Source organism: Dyadobacter sp. HNCC25DJ186 (assembly GCF_056895235.1).
The window spans coordinates 168,561-194,634 of the sequence record NZ_JBXHAS010000003.1 but is presented as its reverse complement, the minus strand read 5'-3'; the positions used below and the strand labels follow the sequence as shown (position 1 = coordinate 194,634).

At 40.6% G+C, this 26,074-nt stretch carries 23 protein-coding genes; 12 read left to right on the top strand and 11 right to left on the bottom strand.

Annotated elements, in window-relative coordinates; genetic code table 11:
* The first annotated feature begins 16 nt into the window (after positions 1–16).
* The 6 genes from AC1XUO_RS10605 to AC1XUO_RS10580 all read left to right on the top strand — a co-directional run bounded on the left by AC1XUO_RS10605 (position 17) and on the right by AC1XUO_RS10580 (position 5,352).
* Positions 17–748: a CDP-alcohol phosphatidyltransferase family protein gene (locus tag AC1XUO_RS10605; RefSeq protein ID WP_483329752.1), complete on the top strand. Its 732-nt coding sequence runs from the start codon at positions 17–19 to the stop codon at positions 746–748.
* Complete coding sequence (locus tag AC1XUO_RS10600; RefSeq protein ID WP_483329751.1) at positions 726–1,295, top strand: DUF4833 domain-containing protein; 570 nt, start codon at positions 726–728, stop codon at positions 1,293–1,295. Before AC1XUO_RS10605 ends, AC1XUO_RS10600 begins: the two co-directional genes overlap by 23 nt.
* 7 nt (positions 1,296–1,302) lie before the next feature.
* Positions 1,303–1,938 carry a sterol desaturase family protein gene (locus AC1XUO_RS10595; protein WP_483329750.1) on the top strand — a complete coding sequence of 212 codons (636 nt, stop codon included), beginning with the start codon at positions 1,303–1,305 and terminating at the stop codon, positions 1,936–1,938.
* Positions 1,931–2,854, top strand: coding sequence for a phosphatase PAP2 family protein (locus tag AC1XUO_RS10590; protein ID WP_483329749.1), 924 nt, complete (start codon positions 1,931–1,933; stop codon positions 2,852–2,854). Before AC1XUO_RS10595 ends, AC1XUO_RS10590 begins: the two co-directional genes overlap by 8 nt.
* A 135-nt stretch (positions 2,855–2,989) precedes the next feature.
* Positions 2,990–4,378: a hypothetical protein gene (locus AC1XUO_RS10585; RefSeq protein WP_483329748.1), complete on the top strand. Its 1,389-nt coding sequence runs from the start codon at positions 2,990–2,992 to the stop codon at positions 4,376–4,378.
* Positions 4,379–4,458: 80 nt separating this feature from the next.
* Positions 4,459–5,352, top strand: coding sequence for a glycosyltransferase (locus tag AC1XUO_RS10580; protein ID WP_483329747.1), 894 nt, complete (start codon positions 4,459–4,461; stop codon positions 5,350–5,352).
* On the opposite strand, the gene AC1XUO_RS10575 is transcribed toward AC1XUO_RS10580, so the two are convergent.
* The 3 genes from AC1XUO_RS10575 to AC1XUO_RS10565 are packed head-to-tail and all read right to left on the bottom strand — an operon-like array spanning position 5,353 to position 9,137.
* Positions 5,353–6,315, bottom strand: coding sequence for a glycosyltransferase family 2 protein (locus AC1XUO_RS10575; RefSeq protein WP_483329746.1), 963 nt, complete (start codon positions 6,313–6,315; stop codon positions 5,353–5,355). It lies immediately after the preceding gene.
* Between the two features lie 59 nt (positions 6,316–6,374).
* Positions 6,375–7,310 carry a glycosyltransferase family 2 protein gene (locus tag AC1XUO_RS10570; protein ID WP_483329745.1) on the bottom strand — a complete coding sequence of 312 codons (936 nt, stop codon included), beginning with the start codon at positions 7,308–7,310 and terminating at the stop codon, positions 6,375–6,377.
* A complete protein-coding gene (locus AC1XUO_RS10565; RefSeq protein WP_483329744.1) occupies positions 7,311–9,137 on the bottom strand; it encodes an ABC transporter ATP-binding protein in 1,827 nt (608 codons plus the stop codon). It abuts the gene before it with no gap.
* 258 nt (positions 9,138–9,395) lie between these two features.
* Between AC1XUO_RS10565 and AC1XUO_RS10560 the strand changes: the two genes are divergently transcribed.
* Both AC1XUO_RS10560 and AC1XUO_RS10555 read left to right on the top strand, forming a co-directional pair.
* Entirely contained in the window at positions 9,396–10,325 is a 930-nt protein-coding gene (locus AC1XUO_RS10560; RefSeq protein ID WP_483329743.1) for an aldo/keto reductase, read from the top strand.
* Positions 10,326–10,542: 217 nt separating this feature from the next.
* Entirely contained in the window at positions 10,543–12,696 is a 2,154-nt protein-coding gene (locus tag AC1XUO_RS10555; protein ID WP_483329742.1) for a M43 family zinc metalloprotease, read from the top strand.
* Between the two features lie 128 nt (positions 12,697–12,824).
* On the opposite strand, the gene dinB is transcribed toward AC1XUO_RS10555, so the two are convergent.
* The 3 genes from dinB to AC1XUO_RS10540 all read right to left on the bottom strand — a co-directional run bounded on the left by dinB (position 12,825) and on the right by AC1XUO_RS10540 (position 15,192).
* Positions 12,825–13,928, bottom strand: coding sequence for a DNA polymerase IV (gene dinB / locus AC1XUO_RS10550; protein WP_483329741.1), 1,104 nt, complete (start codon positions 13,926–13,928; stop codon positions 12,825–12,827).
* Between the two features lie 24 nt (positions 13,929–13,952).
* Positions 13,953–14,555 (bottom strand): DUF1684 domain-containing protein, encoded by a 603-nt coding sequence (locus tag AC1XUO_RS10545; protein WP_483329740.1) that lies wholly within the window; start codon positions 14,553–14,555, stop codon positions 13,953–13,955.
* Positions 14,556–14,658: 103 nt separating this feature from the next.
* Positions 14,659–15,192, bottom strand: a complete 534-nt coding sequence (locus tag AC1XUO_RS10540) for a hypothetical protein (RefSeq protein ID WP_483329739.1) — start codon at positions 15,190–15,192, stop codon at positions 14,659–14,661.
* Between the two features lie 251 nt (positions 15,193–15,443).
* On the opposite strand from AC1XUO_RS10540, the gene AC1XUO_RS10535 reads away from it, so the two are divergent.
* On the top strand, positions 15,444–15,866 hold the full coding sequence (locus tag AC1XUO_RS10535; protein WP_483329738.1) for an OsmC family protein: 423 nt from the start codon (positions 15,444–15,446) through the stop codon (positions 15,864–15,866).
* A 67-nt stretch (positions 15,867–15,933) separates the two neighbouring features.
* Here the strand turns inward: AC1XUO_RS10535 and AC1XUO_RS10530 are convergent, their stop codons facing one another.
* Positions 15,934–16,431: a DinB family protein gene (locus AC1XUO_RS10530; RefSeq protein WP_483329737.1), complete on the bottom strand. Its 498-nt coding sequence runs from the start codon at positions 16,429–16,431 to the stop codon at positions 15,934–15,936.
* Positions 16,432–16,813: 382 nt separating this feature from the next.
* Between AC1XUO_RS10530 and AC1XUO_RS10525 the strand changes: the two genes are divergently transcribed.
* The gene (locus AC1XUO_RS10525) at positions 16,814–18,268 is read left to right on the top strand and encodes a collagen-binding domain-containing protein (RefSeq protein ID WP_483329736.1); all 1,455 of its coding nucleotides are present in this window, start codon (positions 16,814–16,816) and stop codon (positions 18,266–18,268) included.
* 77 nt (positions 18,269–18,345) lie between these two features.
* Here the strand turns inward: AC1XUO_RS10525 and hemW are convergent, their stop codons facing one another.
* Together hemW and AC1XUO_RS10515 are read right to left on the bottom strand one after the other, a co-directional pair.
* On the bottom strand, positions 18,346–19,470 hold the full coding sequence (gene hemW, locus AC1XUO_RS10520) for a radical SAM family heme chaperone HemW (RefSeq protein WP_483329735.1): 1,125 nt from the start codon (positions 19,468–19,470) through the stop codon (positions 18,346–18,348).
* Positions 19,471–19,658: 188 nt separating this feature from the next.
* Positions 19,659–21,725 carry a TonB-dependent receptor gene (locus AC1XUO_RS10515; RefSeq protein WP_483329734.1) on the bottom strand — a complete coding sequence of 689 codons (2,067 nt, stop codon included), beginning with the start codon at positions 21,723–21,725 and terminating at the stop codon, positions 19,659–19,661.
* Positions 21,726–22,005: 280 nt separating this feature from the next.
* On the opposite strand from AC1XUO_RS10515, the gene AC1XUO_RS10510 reads away from it, so the two are divergent.
* Entirely contained in the window at positions 22,006–22,464 is a 459-nt protein-coding gene (locus AC1XUO_RS10510; protein ID WP_483329733.1) for a hypothetical protein, read from the top strand.
* 62 nt (positions 22,465–22,526) lie between these two features.
* Here AC1XUO_RS10510 and ctlX read toward each other — a convergent pair whose 3' ends face one another.
* Positions 22,527–23,483, bottom strand: coding sequence for a citrulline utilization hydrolase CtlX (ctlX, locus tag AC1XUO_RS10505; protein WP_483329732.1), 957 nt, complete (start codon positions 23,481–23,483; stop codon positions 22,527–22,529).
* Between the two features lie 74 nt (positions 23,484–23,557).
* Positions 23,558–25,009, bottom strand: coding sequence for an arginine deiminase family protein (locus AC1XUO_RS10500; protein WP_483329731.1), 1,452 nt, complete (start codon positions 25,007–25,009; stop codon positions 23,558–23,560).
* Positions 25,010–25,187: 178 nt separating this feature from the next.
* Between AC1XUO_RS10500 and sufC the strand changes: the two genes are divergently transcribed.
* Positions 25,188–26,045: a Fe-S cluster assembly ATPase SufC gene (gene sufC / locus AC1XUO_RS10495; RefSeq protein ID WP_483329730.1), complete on the top strand. Its 858-nt coding sequence runs from the start codon at positions 25,188–25,190 to the stop codon at positions 26,043–26,045.
* Positions 26,046–26,074: the final 29 nt, after the last annotated feature.

The following is a 26,074-nucleotide window of genomic DNA, read 5'->3' as shown; positions in this document are numbered from 1 at the left end:
TATAAAACCAGGTAAAATGAATAAGGACGAGTTAAGAGTGGCTTTACAGCAAGGAATATACAAAGTGATCAATCCGTTTGTCAGGTTTCTGATTAAAGCCGGACTGACACCCAACATGGTAACAACCATCGGTTTGGTCCTGAATATTGGGGTCGCGGTGATTTTTATTCTGGGTGTCGAAGATGGAAACAGGGGAGATTTTGCCTATGTAGGCTGGGCTGGATTTCTGGTTTTGTTCGCAGGAATCTTTGATATGCTCGACGGACAAGTGGCCAGACTGGGAAATATGAGCTCCACTTTTGGTGCTTTTTATGACTCTGTTTTGGACAGATATAGTGAAATGGTGATGTTTTTGGGTATTTGTTATTATCTGGTAGGTCATCACTATTTTTTTAGTTCGCTGTTTGCATTTATCGCTTTGATCGGATCCGTTATGGTAAGTTACACACGCGCCAGGGCTGAGGGGCTCAGAGTTGAATGCAAAGAAGGGCTAATGCAACGTCCTGAAAGGGTTGTTTTGGTAGGAATATCAGCAATTTCCTGCGGCGTCGCATCTGGCTATATTGGTGGGGATTATAAACTTTTTATCCCGGGATTACCTTTCCATGTATTTGAAACAATGTCAATTTTTACAATTCCCATTACAATCATGGCCGTTCTCACCAATATTACCGCTGTTAATCGATTGTTAAGTGTAAAAAAAATATTGGACAAAAAAGATTCCGATGAGATTTCTATTAATCGTTAGTTTGTTTGCTTTCTTCGCAACAACTGACAAAACCTTCGCAGACAAAAACAAACGGGAGAACGTAGCAGCCACGGCTGTAGACACTTTCCCGGTTCCAAGAGTTCCTAATCTCCTTTTTTACATTCAAAGAGATCCGAACACCAATACCATTTGTTATGAACTTAATGTGGATAACAAAGGCCAGTTAAACGAGGAAAATCCGGTTCACCCTTACTGGATACTTTATCCTACGGGTGGAGCACGCAAAGAGTTAAATTATCTTCAGCGCAAATTTGCTTATGGTATTACAGTTAAAAAATCTGGCAAAGATTTTTACCAGCTGAAGTCGGTGGCTTACGCTAAAACCCCTTTATATCTTAAAAAGGGCACAAATAACAAATATCAGGTTTTCATGCAGATCAATCAAAGACAGTGTGTGCTAACCAGGATTTTTGTAAGAATCGATGGGGGAACTTTCTGGGTTCCTAACGTGAAGTATATCGAAGTGACGGGCACCGATCCCTCAAATGGTAAGACTGTGGTCGAACGTATTACCAAATTTTCATGATGTTGCCATGCCTAAGAACTATGTATCCAACTCCAAAGAATCGGTAAGGATGTTCGAAAGCGATCTCCTGGAATCCGTTTCCAAAGTGCACTATTCAGTGCCATTGTTTATTTTTGTACCTGTAATTATTTATTTCGCCTGGAAAGCAATCTGGGAGCAGCAGCTTTCCGCAATTCAATTTTCAGGGTTTTATCTGTTAGGTTTGTTTGTCTGGTCGCTGACGGAATATGTTATGCACCGTTTTGTTTTTCATTTAGAACCAAAAAAAGGAAATAAAGCATTGGAAAGAATCCACTTTATTTTTCACGGCGTTCATCATGATTATCCCAGTGATGCGAAAAGGCTGGTCATGCCGCCGTCGGTAAGCATTCCACTTTCGGCAGCGTTTTATTTCCTTTTTTCTTTTTTTCTGGAAACAGGTCCATTGGCAGCATTTTTTTCGGCGTTCATGACAGGTTACTTATTTTACGACATGACCCATTACATGCTGCATCATGCTAACTTTAAAAATAAGTTCTGGAAGAAACTGAAAAAACATCACATGTTACATCACTATGATGATGCGTCCAGAGGATATGGAGTGAGTTCTCCGTTGTGGGACAAAATTTTTAACTCCGATTTTTTAAACAAGAAAAATGATTAACGATTTAGATAGCCCGGTAACACGTATTTCGAGAAGAGATTTTTTTGGCCCAAAAGCCCTTTTGACGATGCTCGGTTTATCGATGGGTTATCTTTTGCTATCCCGATATCTTATTGGGTTTCGCAGTGAACAGATTGTCTTGCTGGTTTTAACCAATGGATTCTATTTCTTTTCTGACGCCACCCGTAGGTTCATAACCGCATTTTCGATCTTCATCGTGTATTGGATTTTGTTTGATTATATGAAGGCTTTTCCGAATTATAATTACAATACGGTGCATATAAAAAGTTTATATGATCTTGAAAAATCGGTGTTTGGTATCTCGTCAGGTCTCTCTGTTTTGACACCAAATGAATTCTGGATCAAACATCAAAATCCATTTTTGGATGTCATGTCTGGGCTGTTTTATCTTACCTGGATCCCTTTGCCATTGTCATTGGCGGGATATCTTTTTTTCAAAAACCGACCAATGTTTTTCACCTTTGCTTTCACGTTTTTGCTTGTCAATTTGATCGGGTTTGTGATTTATTATCTTTATCCGGCAGCTCCACCTTGGTATAGCCAGCTATATGGTTTTGAATTTATAGCCAACACGCCGGGGAATACAGCAGGATTATCACGATTTGATTCGTTTTTTGATGTGGGCATTTTCAAATCCATTTATTCGAAAAGCTCAAATGTTTTCGCCGCAATGCCGTCGTTACATTCGTCCTATCCGCTGATTGCTTTATATTATGCCGTCAAAAGTAAAATCAGTTTGCCACTGACCATTATTATTGGGATAACGATGCCGGGAATCTGGTTCGCCGCTGTTTACACAAGTCATCATTATGTTCTGGATGTTTTGGCTGGAATCAGCTGTGCAATTGTTGGAATAATTTTGGTCAATATGTTTGTAGCAAAACGGTTTATTTAGAATAAATTTTTGATTTTAAACAGCGAAAGTTGAGGATAAGCCGGATGGTTCGTTATCTTCAACTTTTTGTTTTATCCCAAAGTCGATCAGTTTCATCGTCTTGGTGAAATGTCATGAAAAGTATCACGATTTGAAATGTATAACAAAACCATTCAGCTTAAATGGTACCAAAAATTTGAAGAAAATAAAGGAATTTTAAATGTCATATTTTTCCTTCTTTTCGCCGCTGTAATCATTATCCCGCGGTGGTATTATCTTCAAACATTTGGATTATCTTTTCCATTCTGGGATCAGTGGGATGCCGAGGGTGAAGATGTTGTCAGGCCAATTGTGGAAGGACGTTTTAAACTTTCAAATCTCTGGCTGCCTCACAACGAACATCGCGTTTTACCGACGCGCATCGTTACATGGCTTTGTTTTAAACTCACCGGTGTATGGAGCAATCTCAATGAAGCAAGAGTTAACGTATTTATTGCCGCGTTAACACCTGTTTTTCTCGTCTGGTTAATGCAGGTAAAAAAGCAGTTGTTCGGATTCAGATGGGTCATTTTACTAATCATTATTGCACAGTTTATCCTTCCTTTTGGTTGGGAAAATATCCTGGTAGGGTTCCAAAGCCAGTTTTTCTTTCTGATGTTTTTTGCTTTGTCCGGTTTTGCGCTCGCCATATTTCATCCTCAAAACATTTGGGCGTTTGCTGGTGTTTTAAGTCTTAGTTTATTGAGTATTCTAACCATGGCATCCGGTATACTGCTGCCATTGACAGCCTGCGGAATTTATATTTACCATAGTATTGCCGATCGCCGGGCTTATCTGATGACATTGGTTTTTGTTTCGCTTCTGTTATTATTAGCCTATGCTGGATATCAAATGGTGGCGCATGTCGAAGGCCATGAGCGGCTTCGTGCGGCGGATCTAACCCAGTTTTTTGAAGGATTTACAAGAGTTCTCAGCTGGCCATCCAGATTAAACCGCTGGCTCGGAATACCGCTTTGGCTTCCCGCTGTTATAGGAATTCCTATTATCTTGATTCGCAGAAATTTCAAAAGATTTGACCTTTTAATGGCTGCATGTTTTGCCTGGACTTTTGCTCAGGTTTTGGCAATTTCTTATGGCAGGGGCCATGAGTTGGCTCAGGTTACGTCGCGGTATTCTGATCTGCTGACGCCGGGACTTATTGCGGTCAGCTGGTTTTCGATACGGTTGTTAGAAGAATTCGAAAGGAATGTGCGCGTCTGGGTTTTGATGTTTGTTATTGGTTTGTCTTTTTATCTCACTTATTATAAAACGCATAAACTGCGCTTTGCAGATGATATGACTGACATGAAAAACCAGCATGCACTGATGTCTCTCCAGGTGAGCAATGTCGCTGTATATTATAAAACGCATGATAAATCGGCACTTGACAGACCTCGTTTTGAGATACCCTATCCGGACAAGGAACGGCTTCAACAAATGCTGGATCTTAAAACTTATCAGTCTGTGTTGCCACGAATTGACAACGGAATCATAGCGGGAAAGTAATTTTACTTAATATTTAAAACGTGATTAGGTTATGGTACTTAGCCGTTTTAATTTTTTGTTTTCAAATTAGATAAAAATAAATGATATCAATAGTAATCTGTTCGGCCAACGCAAATGATCTAAGGCTCGTTTCCCAAAATATCGAACAAACCATCGGCGTACCGGTTGAAATTATTTCTTTCGACAATAGTGATGGAAAAAAAGGTATTTGCGAGCTATACAATATTGGTGCAAAGAAGGCGAAGTTTGATATCATTTGTTTCATGCACGAGGATATCAGGATCGATACGCCTGATTGGGGAAAAAACGTGCTGGACAAATTTGCAGGCCGTGCTGATATTGGCGTTATCGGGGTCGCTGGCGGCGGTTACAAATCTTTGACACCTTCCGGTTGGTATTGCCTCGAATACAAGTCTGTGGACAGATATTTTCAAAATCTCTTACAAGGTTTTAAACTGGATGACAAAGATGAAATCCATGCTTACCACAACCCGTACGAACAAAAGATATCAGAAGTAATCTGCGTTGATGGCTTGTGGTTTTGTGCAAGAAAAGAAATTCTGGATGAGAAACCATTTGATGAAGAGCTTCTAAAAGGTTTTCACGGTTATGACGTAGATTTTTGCCTGAACATTTACGGAAAGCACAAAATTGTCGTCGTTTACGATGTTCTGATGAAACATGCGTCCGAAGGAAATTTCAATAAAAACTGGCTTGACGAAATTTTAAAGGTTCACAGGAAATGGACGAAATCTCTTCCGCTTACGATCTCTGATGTGGCAGATATTGAATTATATGATACGGAAGAAGCAGCACTGAAAAATCTGGTTGAGCAGATGATCGACTGGAAATATTCATTTTACCAGATTCACCGGATGCTTTTGACGGTCGGGAAGTCTGGTAAAATGCCACTGAGATTATTTTTCAAGGGTTATGCTCACTTGGTCGAGCAGAAGCTGGGTATTGGGAAATGATTATCCAAAGATCCTGGTCCAGAGAAGTTTAGACTTCATACCCCAGATATGTCGGTTGATAAATCCTTTTTTATTTGATTTTCTATATCTCGGAATGTAGTAAAGCGAATCATAATCTTCGCGCAATAAACTGGAATATTCGAAGGAGAAAAATGTATCCAGACGTTCTTCAAAAAGCGTGACAAGTTTGTTAACAAACTCAGGATACTTGTTGTATTTGTAACCGTTGCAATGTTTCAGCCATTTCAGCTCTTTCCTCATTTTAACGATATCCCGGTTCTCGTGATATTTCTTGTTTATCTTTTTTCTTTTATTTAAAATATCCGTTGAGCTGGATCCATGCTGGCGATATTGCACCAGGCACTGGTTGATCACGGCTATACTTCCAACATTTGCCGCAACGTAGGCCAGCCATTGGTCATGGAAAAAGTCTTTATGGAAAGGCAGAGCCCACTGCAATAATTCTTTTTTGATCATGCAGCTGTGGCCGGAAATACAGTTGAAAAGCAGGAAAATTTTCGGATTATCGCCACTGTACAAATTGACAATATCGGACATTTTTTTATCGGCATCATTTCCATCCTCGTCTATCAACGCGGAATCGTGGTATACCAAAAGGCTGTCGCCAATTGCTTCGACTTGCAGCCTGATTTTGTCGAGATCCCAGATATCGTCCTGGTCAGAAAGTGCTATTAAGTCGCCCTGGCATAAATTAACCGCCTTTTCGAAATTCTTCACATAACCAAGATTCTGCTCATTCTCGAAAATTTTGATGAAGGGAAATCGTTGCTGGTATTCCCGTACAATACTAACCGAGGTATCACTGCTGCGATCATCTACGGCGATAATTTCAATGTTGGGATAGGTTTGATTAACCAGTGAATCAAGTTGTTCGTGCAGGAATCTTTCTCCATTGTAAACGCATAATGCAATGGAAACGAGGGGTGTATTTGGTTGATTCATCTTGGATACTTACTATTTTTATACCGTTTTTTCATCGGACGGAAATTTGATTTACAAAACTAAAAAACACGCTTTATAACTATTCCCCATATTTTTCTTACTGTAAAAAAGAACCGGCTGACTTTATTTTTTTTCATTAAATACAAAAGCTGGTCCTGATGTTTCCAAATTTCCAGCCCATAAGCCGGACTTACCAAAGAGGAATTTCGTTTCAAACTTAATTGGTAAAGCTTTGAAATCAGGCTGCTGTTCCGCTCAGAACTGTGCTCCAAACAAATTTTCAGCCAGGCACTTTCCTGAGTCAGCTTTTCGATTTTCCTTTCGGTACTATTTTTTCTTGGTGTTCTTATTGCCAGCAGGTCGGTGCTGTTATGCTGATGCTGCCGATACTTCACCAGGGGTTTTTCGATAAAATCAACGGATCCAAGATTTGTGGCAATAAAAGCGATCCACTGATCGTAATGAAACCCCTCCGGAAACGGGAGAATATGTGCTATTAATGATTTCCGCATCAGAATACTATGCCCGGAAACGCAATTCATGAACAGAAACGGTCCGGGGTGATTTCCTCTATAAAAAATAAACTTATCGGAAATTGTCAGGTTCATGGATTTTCCATGAGAATCAATGAATTCTGAATCATGATAAATCATCAGATTTTGCCCAATCGCCTCAACCTGTAATTTGATTTTGTCTTTATCCCAGATATCATCCTGGTCGCAAGGTGTTATAAATTCTCCGGAGCAATGGCGCAAAGCCTTCTCAAAGTTTTTATTGTAGCCTAAATTATCAGGATTTTGAATAAGTCGGATAAACGGATATCGCTGACAATAAGCATGGATGATATTAACAGTCCCATCCGAAGAGCAGTCATCTACGACAATAATTTCGATATTTTTATACGTTTGGGCCAGCAACGAATCCATGAGTTCTTCAAGGAATTCTTCGCCATTGTACGTACACAAAGCAATAGAAATTAATGGCAGACTATCCATTTATGCTTCCGTAAACTGCTGCATATCAATCAGCTTTTTATACAAACCATGGCTTGCCATAAGCTGAGCATGTGTGCCGGTTTCGATGATTTGTCCATCTTCCAAAACCACAATCATATCGGCATTTTGGATTGTACTCAACCTGTGAGCTATCACCAGCGACGTTCTGTTTTTCATCAGATTATTAAGCGCTTCCTGCACCAGTTTTTCTGATTCAGTATCCAAAGCCGATGTTGCTTCATCCAAAAGCATAATCGGAGGGTTTTTCAAAACAGCTCTTGCAATACAGATCCGTTGTTTTTGCCCACCGGAAAGTTTCATTCCACGGTCACCGATATTACTTTCATAACCGTTGTCTGTGTTAAGAATAAAATCATGAGCGTTGGCAACCCTCGCAGCGTTTTCCACTTCCTGTTGTGTTGCATCCGGCATACCAAAAGCGATGTTGTTAAAAATCGTATCGTTAAATAACATCGATTCCTGGTTCACCACACCAATCATGGACCACAACGATTCCATTTTCAGTTTTTTGACATCAACATGATCAATCGTTACGCGGCCACTTTCTGCATCAATAAACCTCGGTATCAAATCCATCAAAGTAGATTTTCCTCCACCCGAAGGCCCAACCAAAGCAATGGTTTTCCCTTTTGGAATAGTTAGATTGATCGATTTTAGTACTTGTCTTTCAGAATACGAGAAAGAAAGATTTTCCAGACGAATGGCTTCATTGAAAGTAGTAAGCGCAATGGCGTCAGGAGCGTCTGTGATTTCTGGTTTTTCATCAATCAACGCAAGAACGCGTTCTCCTGCTGCTATACCTGTATGAATATTACTAAACGATTCGGTCAATGCTTTCGCAGGGCGCATCACCTGAGAAAAAAGTGCGATGTAAGAAACAAATGCAGGTCCTGTAAGATCTGACTCATTATTCAGAATTAGTGACCCTCCATAAAGAACAATAGTTGCAACCATGGCAACTCCGAGCGTTTCCGAAACCGGTCCCCCAAGCTGCTGTCGACGCGCCATTTTACGGCCTAAGTCGGAATAACGTACATTTTCCGAATCAAATTTATTTTTAATAGCTTCTGTCGCGTTGAACGATTTAATGATCTTAATTCCGGACAAAGCTTCATCCAAATAGCTGATCATCAGGCCAAACATGTGTTGCGCCATAGCTGCTTGTTCTTTTAAGCGTTTTACGATTTTCGAAATTATAAATGCCGAAACTGGAATTACCAAGATCGCAAATATCGTGAGCTTAAAAGAAATAGAGAAAAGCATGAACACATAAGCAAGAAGCTGCAAAGGTTCTTTGAAAACGACCTGTAAAGTAGCTGTTACGGAGAATTGAACAGCGCCAACATCCGATGCTATTTTTGCAATAATATCCCCTTTTCGTTGATTGTTGAAGTATCCTACATGAAGATTCATGACATTATTAAAAACGGTTTTCCGAAGGTTTAACAATGTGTGAATGCGGAGGTTCTCCATTATTCGCTGAGAAAAGTATCGGAAGACGTTGCCTAAAAGAACAGCTAATACAATAATTCCACAAACGTACTTTAAAGCATCAAATGGGCCGTAATTGATACTAATCTGTTGAGCATAATAATTTAAATATCCGGTAATGTCAACCCAGCTCTTCGGCTCTTCGAGTGGTGTCGCATTATTAGCTCCACTTATAAACAGCGTGTTCAGCAATGGAGAAAGAAGTGCTAACTGAAGGGTACTAAAAATAACACCTAAAACAGTGAACATGACATATGGAATGGCGAATTTTTCAATTGGCCTGGCAAAGGATAATAATCGGAAGTATGTTTTCATTTTTTATATAAAGGCACAAAGATACGTTTTTATGCCGTTCTGTAAAGATCCGGGTGCGAATCCGTTTCTGTTTAGTTGGGATAAGATATTAAGTAACGCATAAAATCAGTTTTTAATTTTAAATCGTTTACCCGTTTTTGTGTTTTTCCTGGAACTGCGTATAGTATTGAGACCCATAATCTCCTCAAAGGTTGGAACAGGCTTTTGAAATCTTTATTTTCAGGATCGGTTTTTTTATGTCGACAGATAAAAAAATATATGAAAAATCACTTGTCCAGACGCGAAGCTTTAAATCATATTGGTGCGTTAACGTCGGCCGCTTTACTCAATTCATCTGCGTTGAAGGCTAATAATCAACAAAATATGCTTCAAAGAGAAATTCCATCTTCGAAAGAGAAATTACCAGTTGTCGGGCTTGGATCCTGGTTGCAGTTTGACGTTGGGAAATCTGAAAATGAACGCCAGGGATTGGTTCAGGTTTTAAAAAGTATGAATAAACAGGGTGGGAAATTAATTGATTCTTCGCCTATGTATGGACGAGCAGAAGAGGTTATTGGCGATTTAACAGCAGCTTCCGGCGAGGCGGATCAATTTTTTTACGCAACGAAAGTCTGGACCACAGGCAAACAGGCTGGCATCGACCAAATGAACAGCTCCTTTAAAAAGATGAAACGTCAGAAAATGGATCTGATGCAGATCCATAACTTACAGGACTGGCAAACCCATATCAAGACCCTTAAAGACTGGAAGGAACAAGGGAAGATCCGGTACGTCGGTATTACGCACTATACCGCTTCTGCACATGACGAACTTGAACGGATTGTAAAATCCGGAGTGGTGGAGTTCGTTCAGTTTAATTATTCGATCAAGGTCAGGAACGCAGAGAAAAGCCTTTTGAGCGCAGCGAAAGATCATGGTGTCGCGGTTATAATCAATGAACCTTTTGATAGCGGCAACTTATTCAAACTCGTAAAAGAAAAAACCTTGCCGGCTTGGGCTGCGGATTATGATATCAAAAGCTGGGCTCAGTTTTTCCTAAAATATATTCTGGCAAACACTGCGGTCAATTGCGTAATTCCCGGAACTTCGAATGAAAAACATCTTATTGACAATATGGGAGCAGGTTATGGGAAATTACCGGATCAGGTTGGTTTGAAAAAAATGCTGACCTTTATCGAATCAATTTGACGAATTAATTCGATTTTTCGCGAACGTTAAAATTTTCTATTCGGTTAAATAGCTGGTCACCTTGGTTGACCAGTCTTTGTATGGTATTAAATAATAAATAAATGACTCGGGTGCTTGCATCATTCCGGGTCTTTTTTTCGTAAGTACTGATTGACTGGCTTTAAAGTTAAAAAACGACCTGAACAAAAAGTGAATCAGAACTTATTTGCGCCCTGAAATGAATAAATTGTATTTTAATGTTATAAATTTTTCCAGACTGTTTTACCTTTTTTGTTTTTTATCGCTTCATTTTTTAGCCGAAGCACAGGAAAGGTGTGCAACAATTGAACTTCTGGAACAAAAATTCTCAGCAAATCCGGCCTTGAAACTTAGATTCAGCGCCAGGGAAAGCCAGTTTCAGGATATGGTCAGGCAACGGATGGCCACTCGGAAATCTTCAAAAACGAATGAATTGATAACGGTTCCGGTTGTGTTTCATATCGTAATGAATAATCAGTCGGCTGTAACGGATCAACAGATTATAGCGCAGCTCGATACGATAAACAAAGATTATGCAGGTTTAAATGAAGGTTCTGCAAGAATTCCATCATACTTCCAGTCGCTTTTTGGTCAGTCGGGCATTCAGTTCTGCCTCGCGCAGCGAACTCCTTCCGACGAACCTACTACTGGAATCGTCAGGTATAATACTACTCAAACGTCTTTCGACTTTACAAATAATTTTGTGAAACATCCAGCGATGGGAGGTGCTGATGCCTGGGATCCTAATAGTTATCTGAATATTTGGGTCTGTGTCCTGAATAATGAAACCCTTGGGTATGCCACATTTCCTAACGATGGTGCTGATGATGAGCAGGGCGTTGTAATCGCGTATAATAGTCTCCCGGGAGGATCTGCGACGAATTTCAATGCAGGTAAAACACTAACGCATGAAATCGGACATTATTTCAATCTATACCACATCTGGGGTGATGACCGTGGTGCTTGTAACGGCACCGATTTTGTCAGCGATACGCCCAATCAAGGAAACAGTACGACAACCTGCCGTACGGGAGTGGTGACGGACAATTGCAGTCCGGCATCTCCCGGAATTATGTATCAGAATTTTATGGATTATTCGCCTGACAACTGTCTTTTGATGTTCACCAATGAGCAGGTCGCGCGGATGGAAACTGCTTATGCAACTTACCGATCGTTACTAAGTGAATCCAAAGGATGTCTGCCATTGGATTTGAAGCGTAACGATGCGTCGATAAGGCAGATTACCGCCCCGGAACAACGTCTTTGTACCAATACATTTACTCCATCCATTCTATTAAGAAACAGGGGTAGCGAGATTTTGACTTCTGTTACGATTAATGTGCGTATTGATAACGGTCCTGTTACCAGTTATCGTTGGACAGGCTCCTTGAAAAGTTACGGGGAAGTATCTGTCACGCTGCCAACGATGACGACCACAGAGGGTGATCATGTATTGACTGTCACCTCCGTTAATCCAAACGATGTTGCGGATGAAGACACTTCCAATGATACCCAAAGCTTCAACTTTATTTATTACCTGCCTTCGGTCCCGCCAGTTAGCGAAGGTTTTGAAGGAACATTCCCGGCAATGGCCTGGGATATTGTAAACCCGGATGGGGGGCAAACCTGGGAGAAAACAAACGTAGCCGCAAAAACAGGCAATGGTGCGGCGCGAATGAGGAATTTTGATTACCTGTCGATCGGCCAAAAAGATTATCTGCGTACGCCAACCGTTAATATTTCAGGCGTCGATTCTGCCTTTGTCTCTTTCCAGGTAGCTGCGGCCACTTATACCAATTCGACCAATTTTAGCAGCAGCGCCTGGGATACCTTGCAGGTTTTGGTAAGTACGGATTGCGGGCTTACCTACACCAGTATTTATAAAAAATGGGGCCCAAATCTGGTGACAAGAACGGCTGCAACCCGAACTGCATTTACTCCATTATCCGAGGAATGGAGACGAGAGGAGCTTGACATCAGCAATTTTATCAGCCAGGGAAATGTTCTGATCGCTTTCCAGAACATTAATGGAAACGAAAATGATGTATATCTTGACGATATTAATATTCGGACGGTCACTGTTAATCCGAATCTGAAAGAGGCAGGGTTTTTAGTTACCCCTAATCCAACAAGTGGTGAGATATCCGTTCAGTTTTATCCGCATCCAACAAGATTGAGATCGGTTCAGATTTACAATATCAGCGGGCAGGAAGTAGCAAGGCTTACGCTGCCAGAGGGAGCAGTTGCTACAAATATTTTCAACTTTAACCTGCAAAATTATCCAGCCGGGATGTATATCGTTAAAGCTGTATTTGATGACAAAACGCTGACGAAGAAGATTGTGAAATACTAACTTGGCTATCGGCGGTCGGCTATCGGCGGTCGGCTGTTGGCTCTGAACCGCAAAATTTACAGGATCAAAATTTAGAAGCGCTTTACCTGGCTTTTCTTCGGTAAAGCGTTTTTCTATATTTATGCAGATCAGAATAATTCCAGCTGTTCAGGATCGCGCGGTTTTCTTGGTTTTATTTCTGGTTCTCCAAAATTGGAAAGTGAAATTCCGAGCAATCTTACGGGCTTTTCTTCCCTGTCTACTTTTTCCAAAAGTTGTTTGGCCGTATTAAAAATGGTTTCGAAGTCGCCAACCGGATGAGGATACGAATAATTTCTCGTGATTTGAGTAAAATCGTTATACTTGATTTTCAAAGTAATTGTCCGTCCTTTCAGTTGTTTTTTCTGCAAGCGATTGAAAACGGTCTCCGCAATCAGATCGAGTTCCTTGTGCATTTCTTCGGTCGTAACCAGATCATAAGTAAATGTATCTTCGGCTCCCAATGATTTGGTTTCCCGGTGAGGCTGTACTTCCCGCTCATCAATTCCCCGGACAATCTTGTAATAAAAATGCCCCGATTTTCCGAAATGTTTGACGAGTTCAATTTCAGGTAGTTTTCGTAGGTCTGCACCGGTGAACAATTGCATACTGTTCATTTTCTGCGCCGTCACTTTGCCAACGCCGAAAAACTTTTCGACGGGAAGATTGTTGATAAAAGATTCAATTTTTGAAGGGCCGATGAAAGTCAGTCCATCAGGTTTGTTGATATCAGAAGCAATTTTTGCTACAAATTTATTGGTTGAAACACCGGCGGAAGCAGTAAGATTTAATTCATCTTTGATAGCTTTTTTTATCTGTTGCGCGATTTCCAGCGCCGATCCGATCTTCTGTTTGTCATTCGTAACATCCAGAAATGCCTCGTCCAGCGAAAGCGGCTCGATGATATCCGTATAACGCTCAAAAATTTCCCGGATACTGCGGGAAACTGATTTATAAGCTTCAAATCTTGGGTAAACAAAAATAATGTTGGGGCATAACTGAATTGCGCGGCGGGATGACATTGCCGAACGGACACCAAATTTTCTGGCTTCATAACTTGCCGTCGCCACCACGCCGCGGCCGGTGGGGGAGCCTCCGACTGCCAGAGGTTTTCCCTGATACTGGGGGAAATCACGCTGCTCAACCGACGCGTAAAATGCGTCCATATCAATATGGATGATTTTACGATGAGAAGGTTTTGGCGTATCTGACATTACTCTAAAACCAAAAAAATGATCTTAATGTTCTTTACCAAAATTTTTCTCTCCGGCCTCAATTTTGGCAGAAATGTGATTTGCAGCAGGAGGAATGGGGCAGTGATAACCGTCGCTGTATGCGCAATATGGATTATAAGCTTTGTTAAAATCAAGAATAACAACGTTTTCCTTAATATCCCCGGTTCTCAGATCAATATAACGACCGCCGCCATAAGATTCAACGCCATTTGTTTTGTCTTTAAAAGGTAAAAACAGATAATCCCGGTATTGGGGAAGTGATTGCAGACTTAGACTGCGATAGACGGTGAGCGATTGCTTTTTACCGTGAAGCCGGAATTTTAGTTCACCATATTTTACATACGTTTTGTTGGTGTCGCTGTAAGTTGGCATTTCAAAAGGCCGGCTTTTCTCGATTTTTTTGAAAACCGCAGTCACACGATAAGTCGAATCCGGCTCAAAAAAGCGGAGGTATGACAGATCGTCTTTTTTTAATGGGGAGTTTTTCGATTTTAAAAAATCTTCTTTGTAATGATTTCTGAAATTTTCAGTTTCCTCATTGAAGTTCTGTGCGATAACGTTGGTACAGAGTAAAAGAAGAATCGTTAGGTTGAGCAAGCTTTTCATAATGTATTAAAAAAATAAATCCGGCAAAAATTACCGGATTTTTGTGATATTGTCAATACTGTGCCACCTGGTGGTAATTAATTATCACCAGATGTCTGAATATTTATTTCGCTTTAATCTTGATTATTTTGCTTTCGTCGATGTGGTAATAATTTTTTACAGCTTCGTAGTTGGTTACATCCACAGCGTCACTTGTTCTTGCGTTGAAATTTGACGGAATGACAACAACACGCACCGTTTGATTTTGTAATGTGGCACTGTTCAATGAACCTTTGTTATAATTAGGATCATCTGCATCAATAAATACACTGAAATCTGTCGGCGTATAGTCAAAGTTATACCTTACTGTGGTCGTTATCGCCTGTGGTAATAAACGCCAGATCGGTGCCGAACCGTTTACTTCCCAAAGAATGTACACGAGCACCGCATCAGACTCCACAACTTCCAGATTCGGAACATCAGCAAACCTGATCGTGTAAGTATATTCGTTTCCAGCTGTGAAATTGATATTTTCGGCTTCAAAGGTAGTGCCGATCAATCCATCAGCACCTGGAATCCCTGGTGCACCATCGTCTCCTTTACATCCTGCAAAAAGAACTGAAATTACTAACAACAGGGGAATGAGTTTTTTCATCATGAGTTTAAATTGGCTAAGTGAATTTTACTGCTAACAAACGTATGTTATGTTTTTTAATTGCCCTAATAATTTCGGGCCATTAACTTTTCATTGACAAAATGAAACTACTCTTGCGCGGTATTAGTTGGGTATTTGAGGACGGAAATACCGCTGTTCATTAACAAATAATTAATTTGCAATGAATAGAGTAAGATAGTATTTTGCTGACTTGTAATATCAAAACAATTATTTATCCAAAAAATAAGAAGGATATGATCAACCGTAAAGCTAATGCCGTTTGGAAAGGTACTGGAAAAGAAGGTACCGGGGTAATGAGTACGCAAAGTACTGTCCTTGAAAATACACAATATTCTTTCAATACACGTTTTGCTGATGGTGTTGGAACAAATCCTGAGGAGCTTATTGCGGCTGCTCATGCGGGATGTTTCGCCATGCAATTAAGCTTTCTCTTGAATGAAGCTGGTTTTACAGCTGACGAATTGAATGTTTCTGCTACCATTACCCTTGATCCTTCACAAGGCGCAATTACCAAAAGTGCGTTGGTGTTGAAAGGCAAAGTTCCGGGAATCACGGCTGAAAAATTTGATGAAATTGCGCACGCCGCCAAAGAAAAATGTCCTGTTTCCAAAGTTTTGAATGCAGAGAAAACTTTGGAGGTTGAATTTATTTCTTAATACCAAAAGAAAATAAAAATGAGGCTGAGAAATTTCTTCTTAGCCTCGTTTTTTTTAGCCCAATATTTTATGACTGCTGATCGTCTGCACTTGGGCCATAACTTCCCGGAATGGGAATATCCAGAAGTCTCAGATTAACACCAAGCTGTGCACGGTGATGAATCACCTGGCTGAAAGTCATTCGGATAAATTCAGCCTTTGAGGTTTTACTCAAAATTATTTCCCCGTTTCTAAGTACCCAAATGTCGTTAAGCTGTTCTTCTTGTGCATGCTCAAGAGCGTGTTGCCCTTCCTTTAACGATTTTTCAAAGAATTCCAGTAAACCAGGAGTGTCCTTAATATCCTGAGGGCTATATGGACTGCTTGCAAAGTCAAGTTCATCGGTATTGAGGACCAAAGATATCCATGTGGGTAATTCAGCGATATGCGCAGTTAACTGCCGGATCGTCATGCTTTTAGGATGCGGTTGCCAGTCAAATTTATCTGTGGGTACGCGCTCCAACATTTTGCGCGTCGTCATTGCTTCCTGTACAAACTCTTTTAAGAAAACCGATATCATTTCCATTGCTGTCCTGTTTAGTGATGCCGCAAAAAAAAGAACGGCCAGTGACAGCCCTATGTCAGTTGGGTTGAAATATTTTTCAAAAATTAAAATTATGACTTTGTAGACGATCAACGACACACATATCTGGTGTGTAGAATTATGTGTAAAGTACTATGTGATATAGTTCTATTTCGTAGAAAAATTATATTTTTATGACAAAAAAATATGATATTTTCCTAAGGTTGGTATATATTTGTATCTGTTAACTATTTGGTATTTAGATAGTTAATATTTGTAGAACTAATTTTTAGTTAGTTTTTATCGATTTAGAATTAATAGGAATTCTGATTAAATCTTTTTCTACAAAGTTGAAATAATTCAATTATCATTAAACCTGGACTCTATGAAATCGTGTACAAGAAATTTCGCTTGCTTTTTTAGTTTGGTAGTCATTAACATTTTCATTTTATCGGTAAATGTTGCTTTCTCACAATGTAATTCGAATACCGTACTTACGGTACCCGCTTCCTATCTCAGTGATGAGTTGGTCGGAAATGGAAATTTCAATGCTATCATTTTCGGCAATTTGGTTGCCACCGGAGGTGACAGTGAAGGCCGGCTTGTTGTCGCCGGTGATTTTACTGCGCCTGGCAGTTATAGTGTAGGTTCTGGTGGTGGACGTGATGCTACGCCAAACACAGACAATTTTATCGTGAACGGGAAATTTACAAATGCGAACAACTGGGGGATGACAGGGAACTTTGTATACAACGAAGCGGCTATCAATTCTCAATATCCAACCCATCCGGTCGGTACAGGAACAAATAAAGGACCTGGGATTACGGATTTGCTGGCCTATAATAATCTGAAAACATACTTTACAGATCTCTCTGTCAGTCTGTCAAACATGACTGCGAACGGTACTGTAAATTATGCTCCGTATAGTTTTGTGACCATCGATCTTGTTGGAACTAATACGAGTTTGAATATTTTTAATGTAACACTTCCAGAGGATAAGCCCTTCGGTATCAACATCAATGTTCCGGTTAATTCTGCTGTATTAATTAATGTAACCAATAAGAATGTAATTGTAGATGGAGGATCAATCAACGGAGGACAAGCGGAAAACACATTGTTTAATTTTCCTGCTGCGACCAATATTTCTTTAAAAAGTTTTGCCGTACAGGGGCAATTACTTGCGCCTTTGGCAAATCTGGCGGGAAGTGGGGGGAATATCAATGGCCAGTCTGTTATCGGAGGCAATGTCACCCAGGATAATGGATTCGAATTTCATAATTATTGCTCCACTTTCGCAATGCCAACTGTAACCCCGCTTCCAGTAACGCTTACTTCTTTCTCAGCCGGAAAAGAGGGAAATCAGGTTGTTTTGAATTGGGAAACGACGCTGGAAACAAACAGTGATCGTTTTGAGATACAGCGTAGTGCTAATGCCAAGGATTGGAGTTTGGCAGGCTCAGTCGCTTCTACCGGAGAAAGCAAAAATCTAATTCGGTACCAATTTGTTGACGCAAGTCCTTTAAATGGTCAAAATTATTATCGCTTAAAAATGATTGACCGGGACGGAACGTTTGCATTTAGTCGCGTTCAGAACGTGTTCATGAATGTTGAAACTACTTTAACAATTTATCCGAACCCCGTTGTAAATGATCTGACCATTGAAACTAAGGACAGGAAAGCGGTAAGCGGAATTTATCTGATCAATGCAGCGGGCCAGAAAACAGCGATGTCGATGTCAGCTGACAAAATTGATATGTCAAAAGTCCGAGCTGGTATCTATGTTATTCAGGTAAATCAGGCGAACGGGGTAGTCAGCACTACGAAAGTTGTGAAGCAATAAAAGATAACCGGTTAAATTAAGAACATTTCACTCATGTAGGCGCACGATTTAGCTTTGTGCGCCTTCTTATTTTTGTGTCAATCGATAAATAATTCACTGGCTACACGGTCGGCGAATAATTTTCCAGCTTGGGAAAGAAAAATGGTGCCGTTGTCCGTATACAGCCACCCCTTCTGAGCCATTTCGGAAATTTCCGCACGGTTTCGCTCTTGAAATTGATTGCCGGATAGCAGGTCCAGTGTCGAAAGTTCGCATCCCCATTTTGTACGTAAGCCGGTCAACAGGTACTCATTGGTCTGGTCAGCAGCGGAAAGAATTTCAATGGTCGAAGGAATAGTATTCTGCTGAATTGCAGCAAGGTACTGGGCGTTGTTGGAAATATTATACTCACGACTCACCCGGTTATAGGAATGTGCGCTTGGCCCGACACCTAGATATGGGCGTTGTTTCCAATATGCGCTGTTGTGGTTGCTGTACTGTTCATTTCTGGCAAAATTAGAAATTTCATATTGCTCATATCCCTTTTCGGAAAGTCCGGCAATGAGTATTTCAAATTGCTGTGCGGCAAATTCTTCATCAATAGGTTTGATTTTCTTCTTTTTAAGCCAACTTCCAAATGCAGTTTGCGGTTCGATCGTGAGGCAGTAAGCAGAAATATGGGAGACATCCAGATCAAATGCTTTCTGCATATCCAAGTTCAAAATGGAATGATCCGGGGCAGGTATTGCATAAATCAAATCAATGGAAATATTGGTAATGCCCGCATCCTGAGCAATTTTGACGCAGCTTCCAGCTTCATAAGCGTTGTGAACCCGGTTAAGATATGTTAAATGCGGTTCGTGAAATGATTGGATACCAATGCTTAACCGATTGATCCCTGCATTTTTTAGCTGAACAAGTTTTTGCAGATCAAGATCATCAGGATTGGCTTCCAATGTAATTTCGGCATCAGAATTTACTGTAAAATTTGAGTGAATTGTATTCAACAGTAAGTCCAGCTCTAAGGTGTCTAATAGCGAAGGTGTACCTCCGCCAAAATAAATGGTTTCTACATTATTTGAATCCAGATATTCTTTCCTTAAAACAATCTCCTTTGCAATGGCTTCAACAATAGCCCGTTTATTTTTCGTATTCGTGCTAAAATGAAAATCACAATAATGGCAAGCCTGTCTGCAAAAGGGTATATGTATGTAGAGATGCAATTTTTTAATTATTAATGGTTAATTGTAAAGGATTAATAGGTTTGCGTTAATCCGCTTTCATAAAATTAAAGAATTGTATTACAACGAATAGCGTCCCAAAAGTTCACAACGTCTCTCGCCAAGATGTGTGAATGGTCAGTGATATAACAAGTTTCCATCATTAACCCTTAACAATTAACAATTGACAATTATTTTTTTCCCCATTCCCAGCCAACCTTAACGCCTGCCCAAAGATTATTTTTTGGAGCTGAGTTATAGTAGCGACTGCCGAATGCGTTCAGGTCGTAGCCCAGACTGTAAATTCCTGCATTAACTTTTTCGGCTGAGGCAGATAGTTCGCTGTAAAGATGTTGTCCCCAGCTTTTTTTCCAGGCCGCCCGTGCGGTAAATTGGTGGTAAGGAGTATTCTTTAACGTATTTGCGTCGTTCAGGAAGAGGGAACTTCCGTGCTGATAGGTTGCGAAAAGAGAAAAACCATACTTGAAAATGGCATCAATACCCGTGGTTTGAATAAAGCGTGGTATGCCCGGAATAAGCTTACCCGTCAGATCGACATCCGCCTGCTGGTAGTTTTCATAGGTATATTTGGTATAAGTTCCTGAATTCCATAGACGTAGCGCAACAGGGATTTTTGGATTCGAAAGAAGATCGTAACCAAGATTCCATTCAAGTCCCAATTGTTTTGTTTTGCCGGCATTTACAAAAAACTCGGAACCCGCTTCGTTGCTTCTTCTCACAATCGTTTCCTTTAAACCAAAATGATAGGCACTGATTTCTGCGGTAAAATGTTCCGTTATCTTTCGAATTCCCACTTCCGTATTCATGCCACGTTCTGCTTCCAGGTCTTTTCTAAAACCACCCGCAGAAGGGCGGACTTCCTGCAAAGTGGGAGGGGAGAAGCCGCTGCTGTATGAGGCGGTAACGGCCCAGGTTTTCGCGATTATCTTATTAATTGCAAATCTTGGAACAAAGATGCCGTCAAAAGTTCTCTGCTCTTTGCTGTACGGAAGCACGAAAAAACGTTCGTATTTGTATTTTGACGTGTTGTAACTCAGTCCAACCGTTGCGGTAAGATCTGAAAATAAAACAGCTTCGAGCTGGCTGAATGCTGTTAAATTGGCGGTGCGAACATCTTCAACCGTTTGCTGTTTCCCAGGCGTTCCACCAAGATTGTCATAATTTCTTTGTGCTGAACGGCCATATTGCCATTCAAAACCCGACGTCCAATTGGTCTTTATGTCGCCGATCTGTGAACTGTTTTTCCAGATATTTCTTCCACCAATTCCCTGCTCGTCCCGTTTCTCATAGTTACTGATAAAAGGATTTGCAAAATCGTTTACAGTTAAATACAGTGCTGTGCTCTGCGTCCAGTTTTCGGAAAGTGCGATTGAATAATTCCCACCCAAAAGCGCAAATTTGGTATAAATCGAAGCTCGTTGGGCCTCACTTCCGGGAACCGTCGCGGTAGATTGTCTCGCCTGTGTCGGATCCGACTGATACTGTGCAAGATTAATACCGCCCGGCGTTTGATAGGATAAGTCTGAATACATGCCCAGCAGAGACAAAGAGCCTTTCTCGCCAATTTTTGAAGTCGAAGTAAAACGTATCGCATCACGTTTCATAGCACTTTGCTTGCGATATCCGTCTTGTTCCTGGTGACCATATTGAATGGAAATATCACCAACCTGTAAAGTAGTACTTCTACTCTGGAAGCCATATTTTCCGTAACCAACACTTTGTTCAATACGATTTAATGCAGGATTATCGGTGCGACTATGCATTAAAACAACACCGCCGGTTCCGGCACCGTAAAGACTACTACCGGGTCCTTTAATTACTTCCATACTCTGGATTGCACCAAAGTCAACCGAGTTTAGGGGTGTATTTCCACCTGCGTCTGTGAATGGAATTCCGTTCCAGTAGAATTTGACATTTCGGATTCCAAAAGGCGAGCGGATCATACTGCCCCGCACGGAAAATCTATAACTCCCGGGAGATCTTTCTTCCATTCTGACACCGGCAATCGCATTGACAGCATTGGTCCAGGTAGTTGCAGAAAATCTTTCTATGGATTTCGGGGTAAGTAATCCAACGGTTGCGGTTGTGGCCAGACGGTTTGTATTAGTTTCAAACGCGCTAACAGTAATCTCTTCTAATTGTCTGGCTTGCAGTGTATCTTTTGGCACCGGATTCTGCCCGAAACTTTTAGATATAATCAGAAATGATAACAGCGGTAGGGATAAAGTTCGAAGCATATTAATTGGAATAGCAAATTTGGGCAAATCTCTTCATTAATGCGGATAGTAACAAATCAGTATTTTCTATAAGAGGTTTCTGTAATCAAAACCATGCTTCCGGATGTTGATTAAACCTAAGTTTAAATTGGGTGAAGTATGGCAAACCGGATATTTCTGCTGAGTACTTAATTCCCCACAAACCATCATTTTGAAACCCATCCATAGCTGGTAGGATATTTTTGACGTATATGATGATTTAGTCACGTAATTGACATTTGTTAATCTAAACACAAAAAAAATGAAAAAGATCAGTTTGCTCGTAGCTTCTATGCTCACACTTGGAATGTTGACTTTTAGCAGTTGTTCAGAAAAGACCAAAGATTCGGCAGAAGATACTGTTGAAGGTGCAGCAGAAGATACAGAAGAAGCCCTTGATGAAACAAAGGCTGACATGAAAGAGGCGGGAGATGACTTTAAATCAAAGTTGAACGAGGATAAAGAGGCATTGAAAACTGAGATCGACGATGCAATAAGTAAAATTGATAATAAAATAGAAGAGGCTGACGCCAAAATGGACAAGGCGACTGCAAAGGAAAAAGATAAATGGCAGGATCGTAAAAAGGAATTGCAGGAAGAAAAAGATGAACTTAAAGTTTCTCTAAACAAGCTTCAGGCTGAAACAGATGCGAAATGGGATAATTTCAAATCTGAAACAAGAACTAAAATTGATAAAGTTAAGGCTGATCTTAACGACTAATCAATTTGTTAAATTAATTAAAGCCCGGATAAACTGCATGGTTGTCCGGGCTTTCTGTTGTGTTACCTCAGGGGCAGGTGAATTTCTGTCATCATACACCTCGCTGAGCCGCCTCCGTATCCTTCAATAATGGACAGATCAGTATGGATAATTCTGGCATAGTCAAGCAGCGATTTTCTCTGGATCTCCGTGAGTGAATCAAACGCCTGGGTCGACATCATTAAAAATTTGTTTCCTTTCAAGTTTCTTACCATCAGCATATTGCCTGCGAAATGTCGTACCTGATCCAGTGAAATTTCAACGATGTATTTGTTTGTTTCTTCAAGCGCAGCTCTGACCAGTTGCCTTTCATCAGGATTTTTTATCGCTTCCAGACAAACGATAGCGAATATATCACCTACACACATCAGTACGTTAGTATGATAAATAGCCTTATCATTTTCGTCAGAAGCTGAAAAGGTGACCAATTCATATCCCATCGCTTCGGCAAAAGCGTCCAGAACTTCCGGATGGGTGCGAGGCGAGAGACATGCATAGGCGATTTTATATCGACGGTCTAACACCATACTTCCGGTACCCTCTAAAAACTTTCCTTCCTTTTCAAAATGGGTAAGATCAATAATTTCCTCAACCAAAAAATCCTTTTTCAGGCTTTCGATAATATCCATGCGACGTTCCGCACGACGATTTTCTGCCATCATCGGATAAAGCACTACCTTTCCACTTTGATGAAAAGAAACCCAGTTGTTCGAAAAAACGGCGTCAGGTTTATATTCATCGTCCGTATCTTCGAAGATATGAAGGTCAAGCCCTGTGAGCCGAAGCTGTGAAATCATCAGGTCAAATTCTTCACGTGCTTTTTCCTGGGCAAGATCATGCGTCTGTGCCGCAAGTTCTTTTTGCTGAAACTCATTGCTTCCGGCAGTCTCGGTATTAAATCCAAACTGAACCGGCCGGATCATCATGATTCTTGCAGTGGATTGCGGTTGTATATGGGCAGTGGTTGATATCGTACGCATAAGATTATTTGATTCAATTAGCTGAGAAGTATATAATGCAATTTACAACCGAATTGGTGAGTTTACAATCGATTTTAATCTCTTAATATCGGCATACTCATGCAGTGTGACCCACCCCGCGCTCTTGACAATTCCGCGGATGGCAGCGTGATAAATGTGTCTGTCAAAGTTTCAGGCGAAAGCTGCCCGCTCTCGAATTTTTCAAGCAGATCTTTTGCCTTGATAATCCGGAATCCCTTATCCCGGAAAGCATCCAGGGTTTTATCATTACGGTCATAACCAATGACGACGCCATCTTTTAACGCCAAAAGATTACAGGAATCCGTCCACTGTTCCCGTTCTCCGTATGGAAACTGATTATTTCCTGAATAAATAAACTGAACCTCTTCTTTGCTTCCAAGATCATTGCGACTGATGTCTGCGAGCAGATCTTCAAGATTCTCAATCTCAATCGGTTTATGTTCCAAACCCTTGATGAATTGCAGAATCTGAAATGGCGGGTTTGTTTCTTTTGGCGCGAAAAAATGAAGAACATCTTTTTTCTTCGCTTCATCGCCTAATCTCCCCAGGCTACTCAACAATACCCAGACATTTTTTTTCACCTGCGTGAAAATGGTGTCGATATGCATGTAATCCCGCTTTTTCGGAATTTTAATAATCGTAATGGTATCCACCACATTTTTCTCAAACAGAATTTTCATAACCTCCTGAGCAGCATAAACCGAAGTTCGCTCGCTGCACCCAATCAGCAGATGTCTGGGAGCGACCATCATGACGTCACCACCTTCCAGCGTGCAACGTTGAAATTCGCTTCCTTTCTCATCGTCAGGAAGTAGAAAATGCCTTCCGTTTTCAGGTATTTCGATAATATTTTCCTTCATATCCGCAAACATCGGATGATGAAAGAAGACAAACTGGGCCAGGATAGATTCTCTCGTTCTCGCTGACTTTGCCGGTTTATTGAGCAAAATATGGTCGTTAATCACGATACCGATATCCCGCATGAATATCAGATTGGGCAAAGGCGCAAACAACATGCGCTTGTCTGAAAGCGAACCTGAAATGAATATTTTAGCCAGTTCAATCGGATCAAAGGTATTCAGCTCGTTTTGCGTTTGATATGAACAACGTTCGATACCGCAAATTGCCGCGGTAAGTTTTATTCTGATATTTTCATCCTGTAAAATTTCTGCAAGGAGTTTTTGTATGTCAACAACTTTGTCGGAATCAAAATAATGATCAGAACCGGGGATATAAAACGATCTGGAAATATCTGAATCAATTGCTTTTAATTTTCCTTTGATTTTTTCAGGATCAAGAAAATACAGGAGCAACTTTACGTAAAAATCGTATTCACCTTTTCGCATAGTATCCAGGTGAACGATATCCTCAAAAAGCCAGTCCTGAGCTTTTGAGGGTATAACTTTTCCAAGGCCCCGGTCTGGACTATGGATTAAAAGCCTTCTTAGTGTGCCAACTTCTGATGACACGTTTATGGTCGGGGAAAGTGATTTGTCTGATTTCATAAACTTAGGAACTTAAATACACTTGCCGCAAAGTAATGCGGATATTCGGGAATTAGCCTATTTGTTAATCGCTTTGTCTATATTTATACAGACGAAGTTCGAAATTCATCCACTGTGATGGAACATACGGGCCTTTAAAAAGGTTAATATAGATGTATAAAGATAGTGTTAGCTTTACATGATGTCGTATAATTTTCATATACGACCAAAGCTTACTACTTTTGCGGTAAATTTACCAAGAACTACATATACAAGTATAAATTTAGTTATGCTCTCAATTAATGGATTACGCGCCTCAATCGAAGGTAAAGAAATATTAAAAGGCATCAATCTGGAAATTAAACCAGGTGAAGTGCATGCCATCATGGGGCCGAATGGATCGGGGAAAAGTACTTTGGCTTCGGTTTTGGCCGGAAGAGAAGAGTACGAGGTTACCGGGGGAAGTGTAATTTTTGACGGAAAAGATTTATTGGAACTTGCAGCGGAAGAAAGAGCTGCAGAGGGTATTTTTCTTGCATTCCAGTATCCTGTCGAAATTCCCGGTGTTACAACCATCAACTTTTTGAAAACTGCTGTTAACGAAATTCGTAAATATAACGGAGAAGAACCTTTGGATGCTGCACGTTTCCTGAAAATGGTACGTGAGAAAGCGAAATTGGTTAGCATGAACGACTCGCTGCTGAAACGCGCCTTAAATGAAGGTTTTTCAGGTGGTGAGAAAAAAAGAAATGAAATCTTTCAAATGGCTGTTCTTGAACCGAAACTGGCAATTTTGGATGAAACAGATTCAGGACTTGATATTGATGCGTTGCGTATTGTAGCGGAAGGTGTTAACTCACTTCGCTCTCCTGAGCGTTCTGCTATCGTTGTTACTCATTATCAGCGTCTTTTGGATTATATAGTACCTGATTTTGTCCACGTGCTTTACAAAGGAAGAATTGTTAAATCCGGAGGCAAAGAACTGGCATTTGAATTGGAAGAAAAAGGATACGACTGGATTAAGGCCGAAGTTGAGGCTGCGGAAGTAAATCAATAATCTGGCTGAAATTTTCAGGTTATTGTCGG

Bases quoted from the DNA above. Each gene is read 5' to 3' on its own strand.
- AC1XUO_RS10605 (WP_483329752.1), top strand. From the start codon at position 17: ATGAATAAGGACGAGTTAAGAGTGGCTTTACAGCAAGGAATATACAAA.
- AC1XUO_RS10600 (WP_483329751.1), top strand. From the start codon at position 726: ATGAGATTTCTATTAATCGTTAGTTTGTTTGCTTTCTTCGCAACAACT.
- AC1XUO_RS10595 (WP_483329750.1), top strand. From the start codon at position 1,303: ATGCCTAAGAACTATGTATCCAACTCCAAAGAATCGGTAAGGATGTTC.
- AC1XUO_RS10590 (WP_483329749.1), top strand. From the start codon at position 1,931: ATGATTAACGATTTAGATAGCCCGGTAACACGTATTTCGAGAAGAGAT.
- AC1XUO_RS10585 (WP_483329748.1), top strand. From the start codon at position 2,990: ATGTATAACAAAACCATTCAGCTTAAATGGTACCAAAAATTTGAAGAA.
- AC1XUO_RS10580 (WP_483329747.1), top strand. From the start codon at position 4,459: ATGATATCAATAGTAATCTGTTCGGCCAACGCAAATGATCTAAGGCTC.
- AC1XUO_RS10575 (WP_483329746.1), bottom strand. From the start codon at position 6,315: ATGAATCAACCAAATACACCCCTCGTTTCCATTGCATTATGCGTTTAC.
- AC1XUO_RS10570 (WP_483329745.1), bottom strand. From the start codon at position 7,310: ATGGATAGTCTGCCATTAATTTCTATTGCTTTGTGTACGTACAATGGC.
- AC1XUO_RS10565 (WP_483329744.1), bottom strand. From the start codon at position 9,137: ATGAAAACATACTTCCGATTATTATCCTTTGCCAGGCCAATTGAAAAA.
- AC1XUO_RS10560 (WP_483329743.1), top strand. From the start codon at position 9,396: ATGAAAAATCACTTGTCCAGACGCGAAGCTTTAAATCATATTGGTGCG.
- AC1XUO_RS10555 (WP_483329742.1), top strand. From the start codon at position 10,543: ATGAATAAATTGTATTTTAATGTTATAAATTTTTCCAGACTGTTTTAC.
- dinB (WP_483329741.1), bottom strand. From the start codon at position 13,928: ATGTCAGATACGCCAAAACCTTCTCATCGTAAAATCATCCATATTGAT.
- AC1XUO_RS10545 (WP_483329740.1), bottom strand. From the start codon at position 14,555: ATGAAAAGCTTGCTCAACCTAACGATTCTTCTTTTACTCTGTACCAAC.
- AC1XUO_RS10540 (WP_483329739.1), bottom strand. From the start codon at position 15,192: ATGATGAAAAAACTCATTCCCCTGTTGTTAGTAATTTCAGTTCTTTTT.
- AC1XUO_RS10535 (WP_483329738.1), top strand. From the start codon at position 15,444: ATGATCAACCGTAAAGCTAATGCCGTTTGGAAAGGTACTGGAAAAGAA.
- AC1XUO_RS10530 (WP_483329737.1), bottom strand. From the start codon at position 16,431: ATGGAAATGATATCGGTTTTCTTAAAAGAGTTTGTACAGGAAGCAATG.
- AC1XUO_RS10525 (WP_483329736.1), top strand. From the start codon at position 16,814: ATGAAATCGTGTACAAGAAATTTCGCTTGCTTTTTTAGTTTGGTAGTC.
- AC1XUO_RS10515 (WP_483329734.1), bottom strand. From the start codon at position 21,725: ATGCTTCGAACTTTATCCCTACCGCTGTTATCATTTCTGATTATATCT.
- AC1XUO_RS10510 (WP_483329733.1), top strand. From the start codon at position 22,006: ATGAAAAAGATCAGTTTGCTCGTAGCTTCTATGCTCACACTTGGAATG.
- ctlX (WP_483329732.1), bottom strand. From the start codon at position 23,483: ATGCGTACGATATCAACCACTGCCCATATACAACCGCAATCCACTGCA.
- AC1XUO_RS10500 (WP_483329731.1), bottom strand. From the start codon at position 25,009: ATGAAATCAGACAAATCACTTTCCCCGACCATAAACGTGTCATCAGAA.
- sufC (WP_483329730.1), top strand. From the start codon at position 25,188: ATGATGTCGTATAATTTTCATATACGACCAAAGCTTACTACTTTTGCG.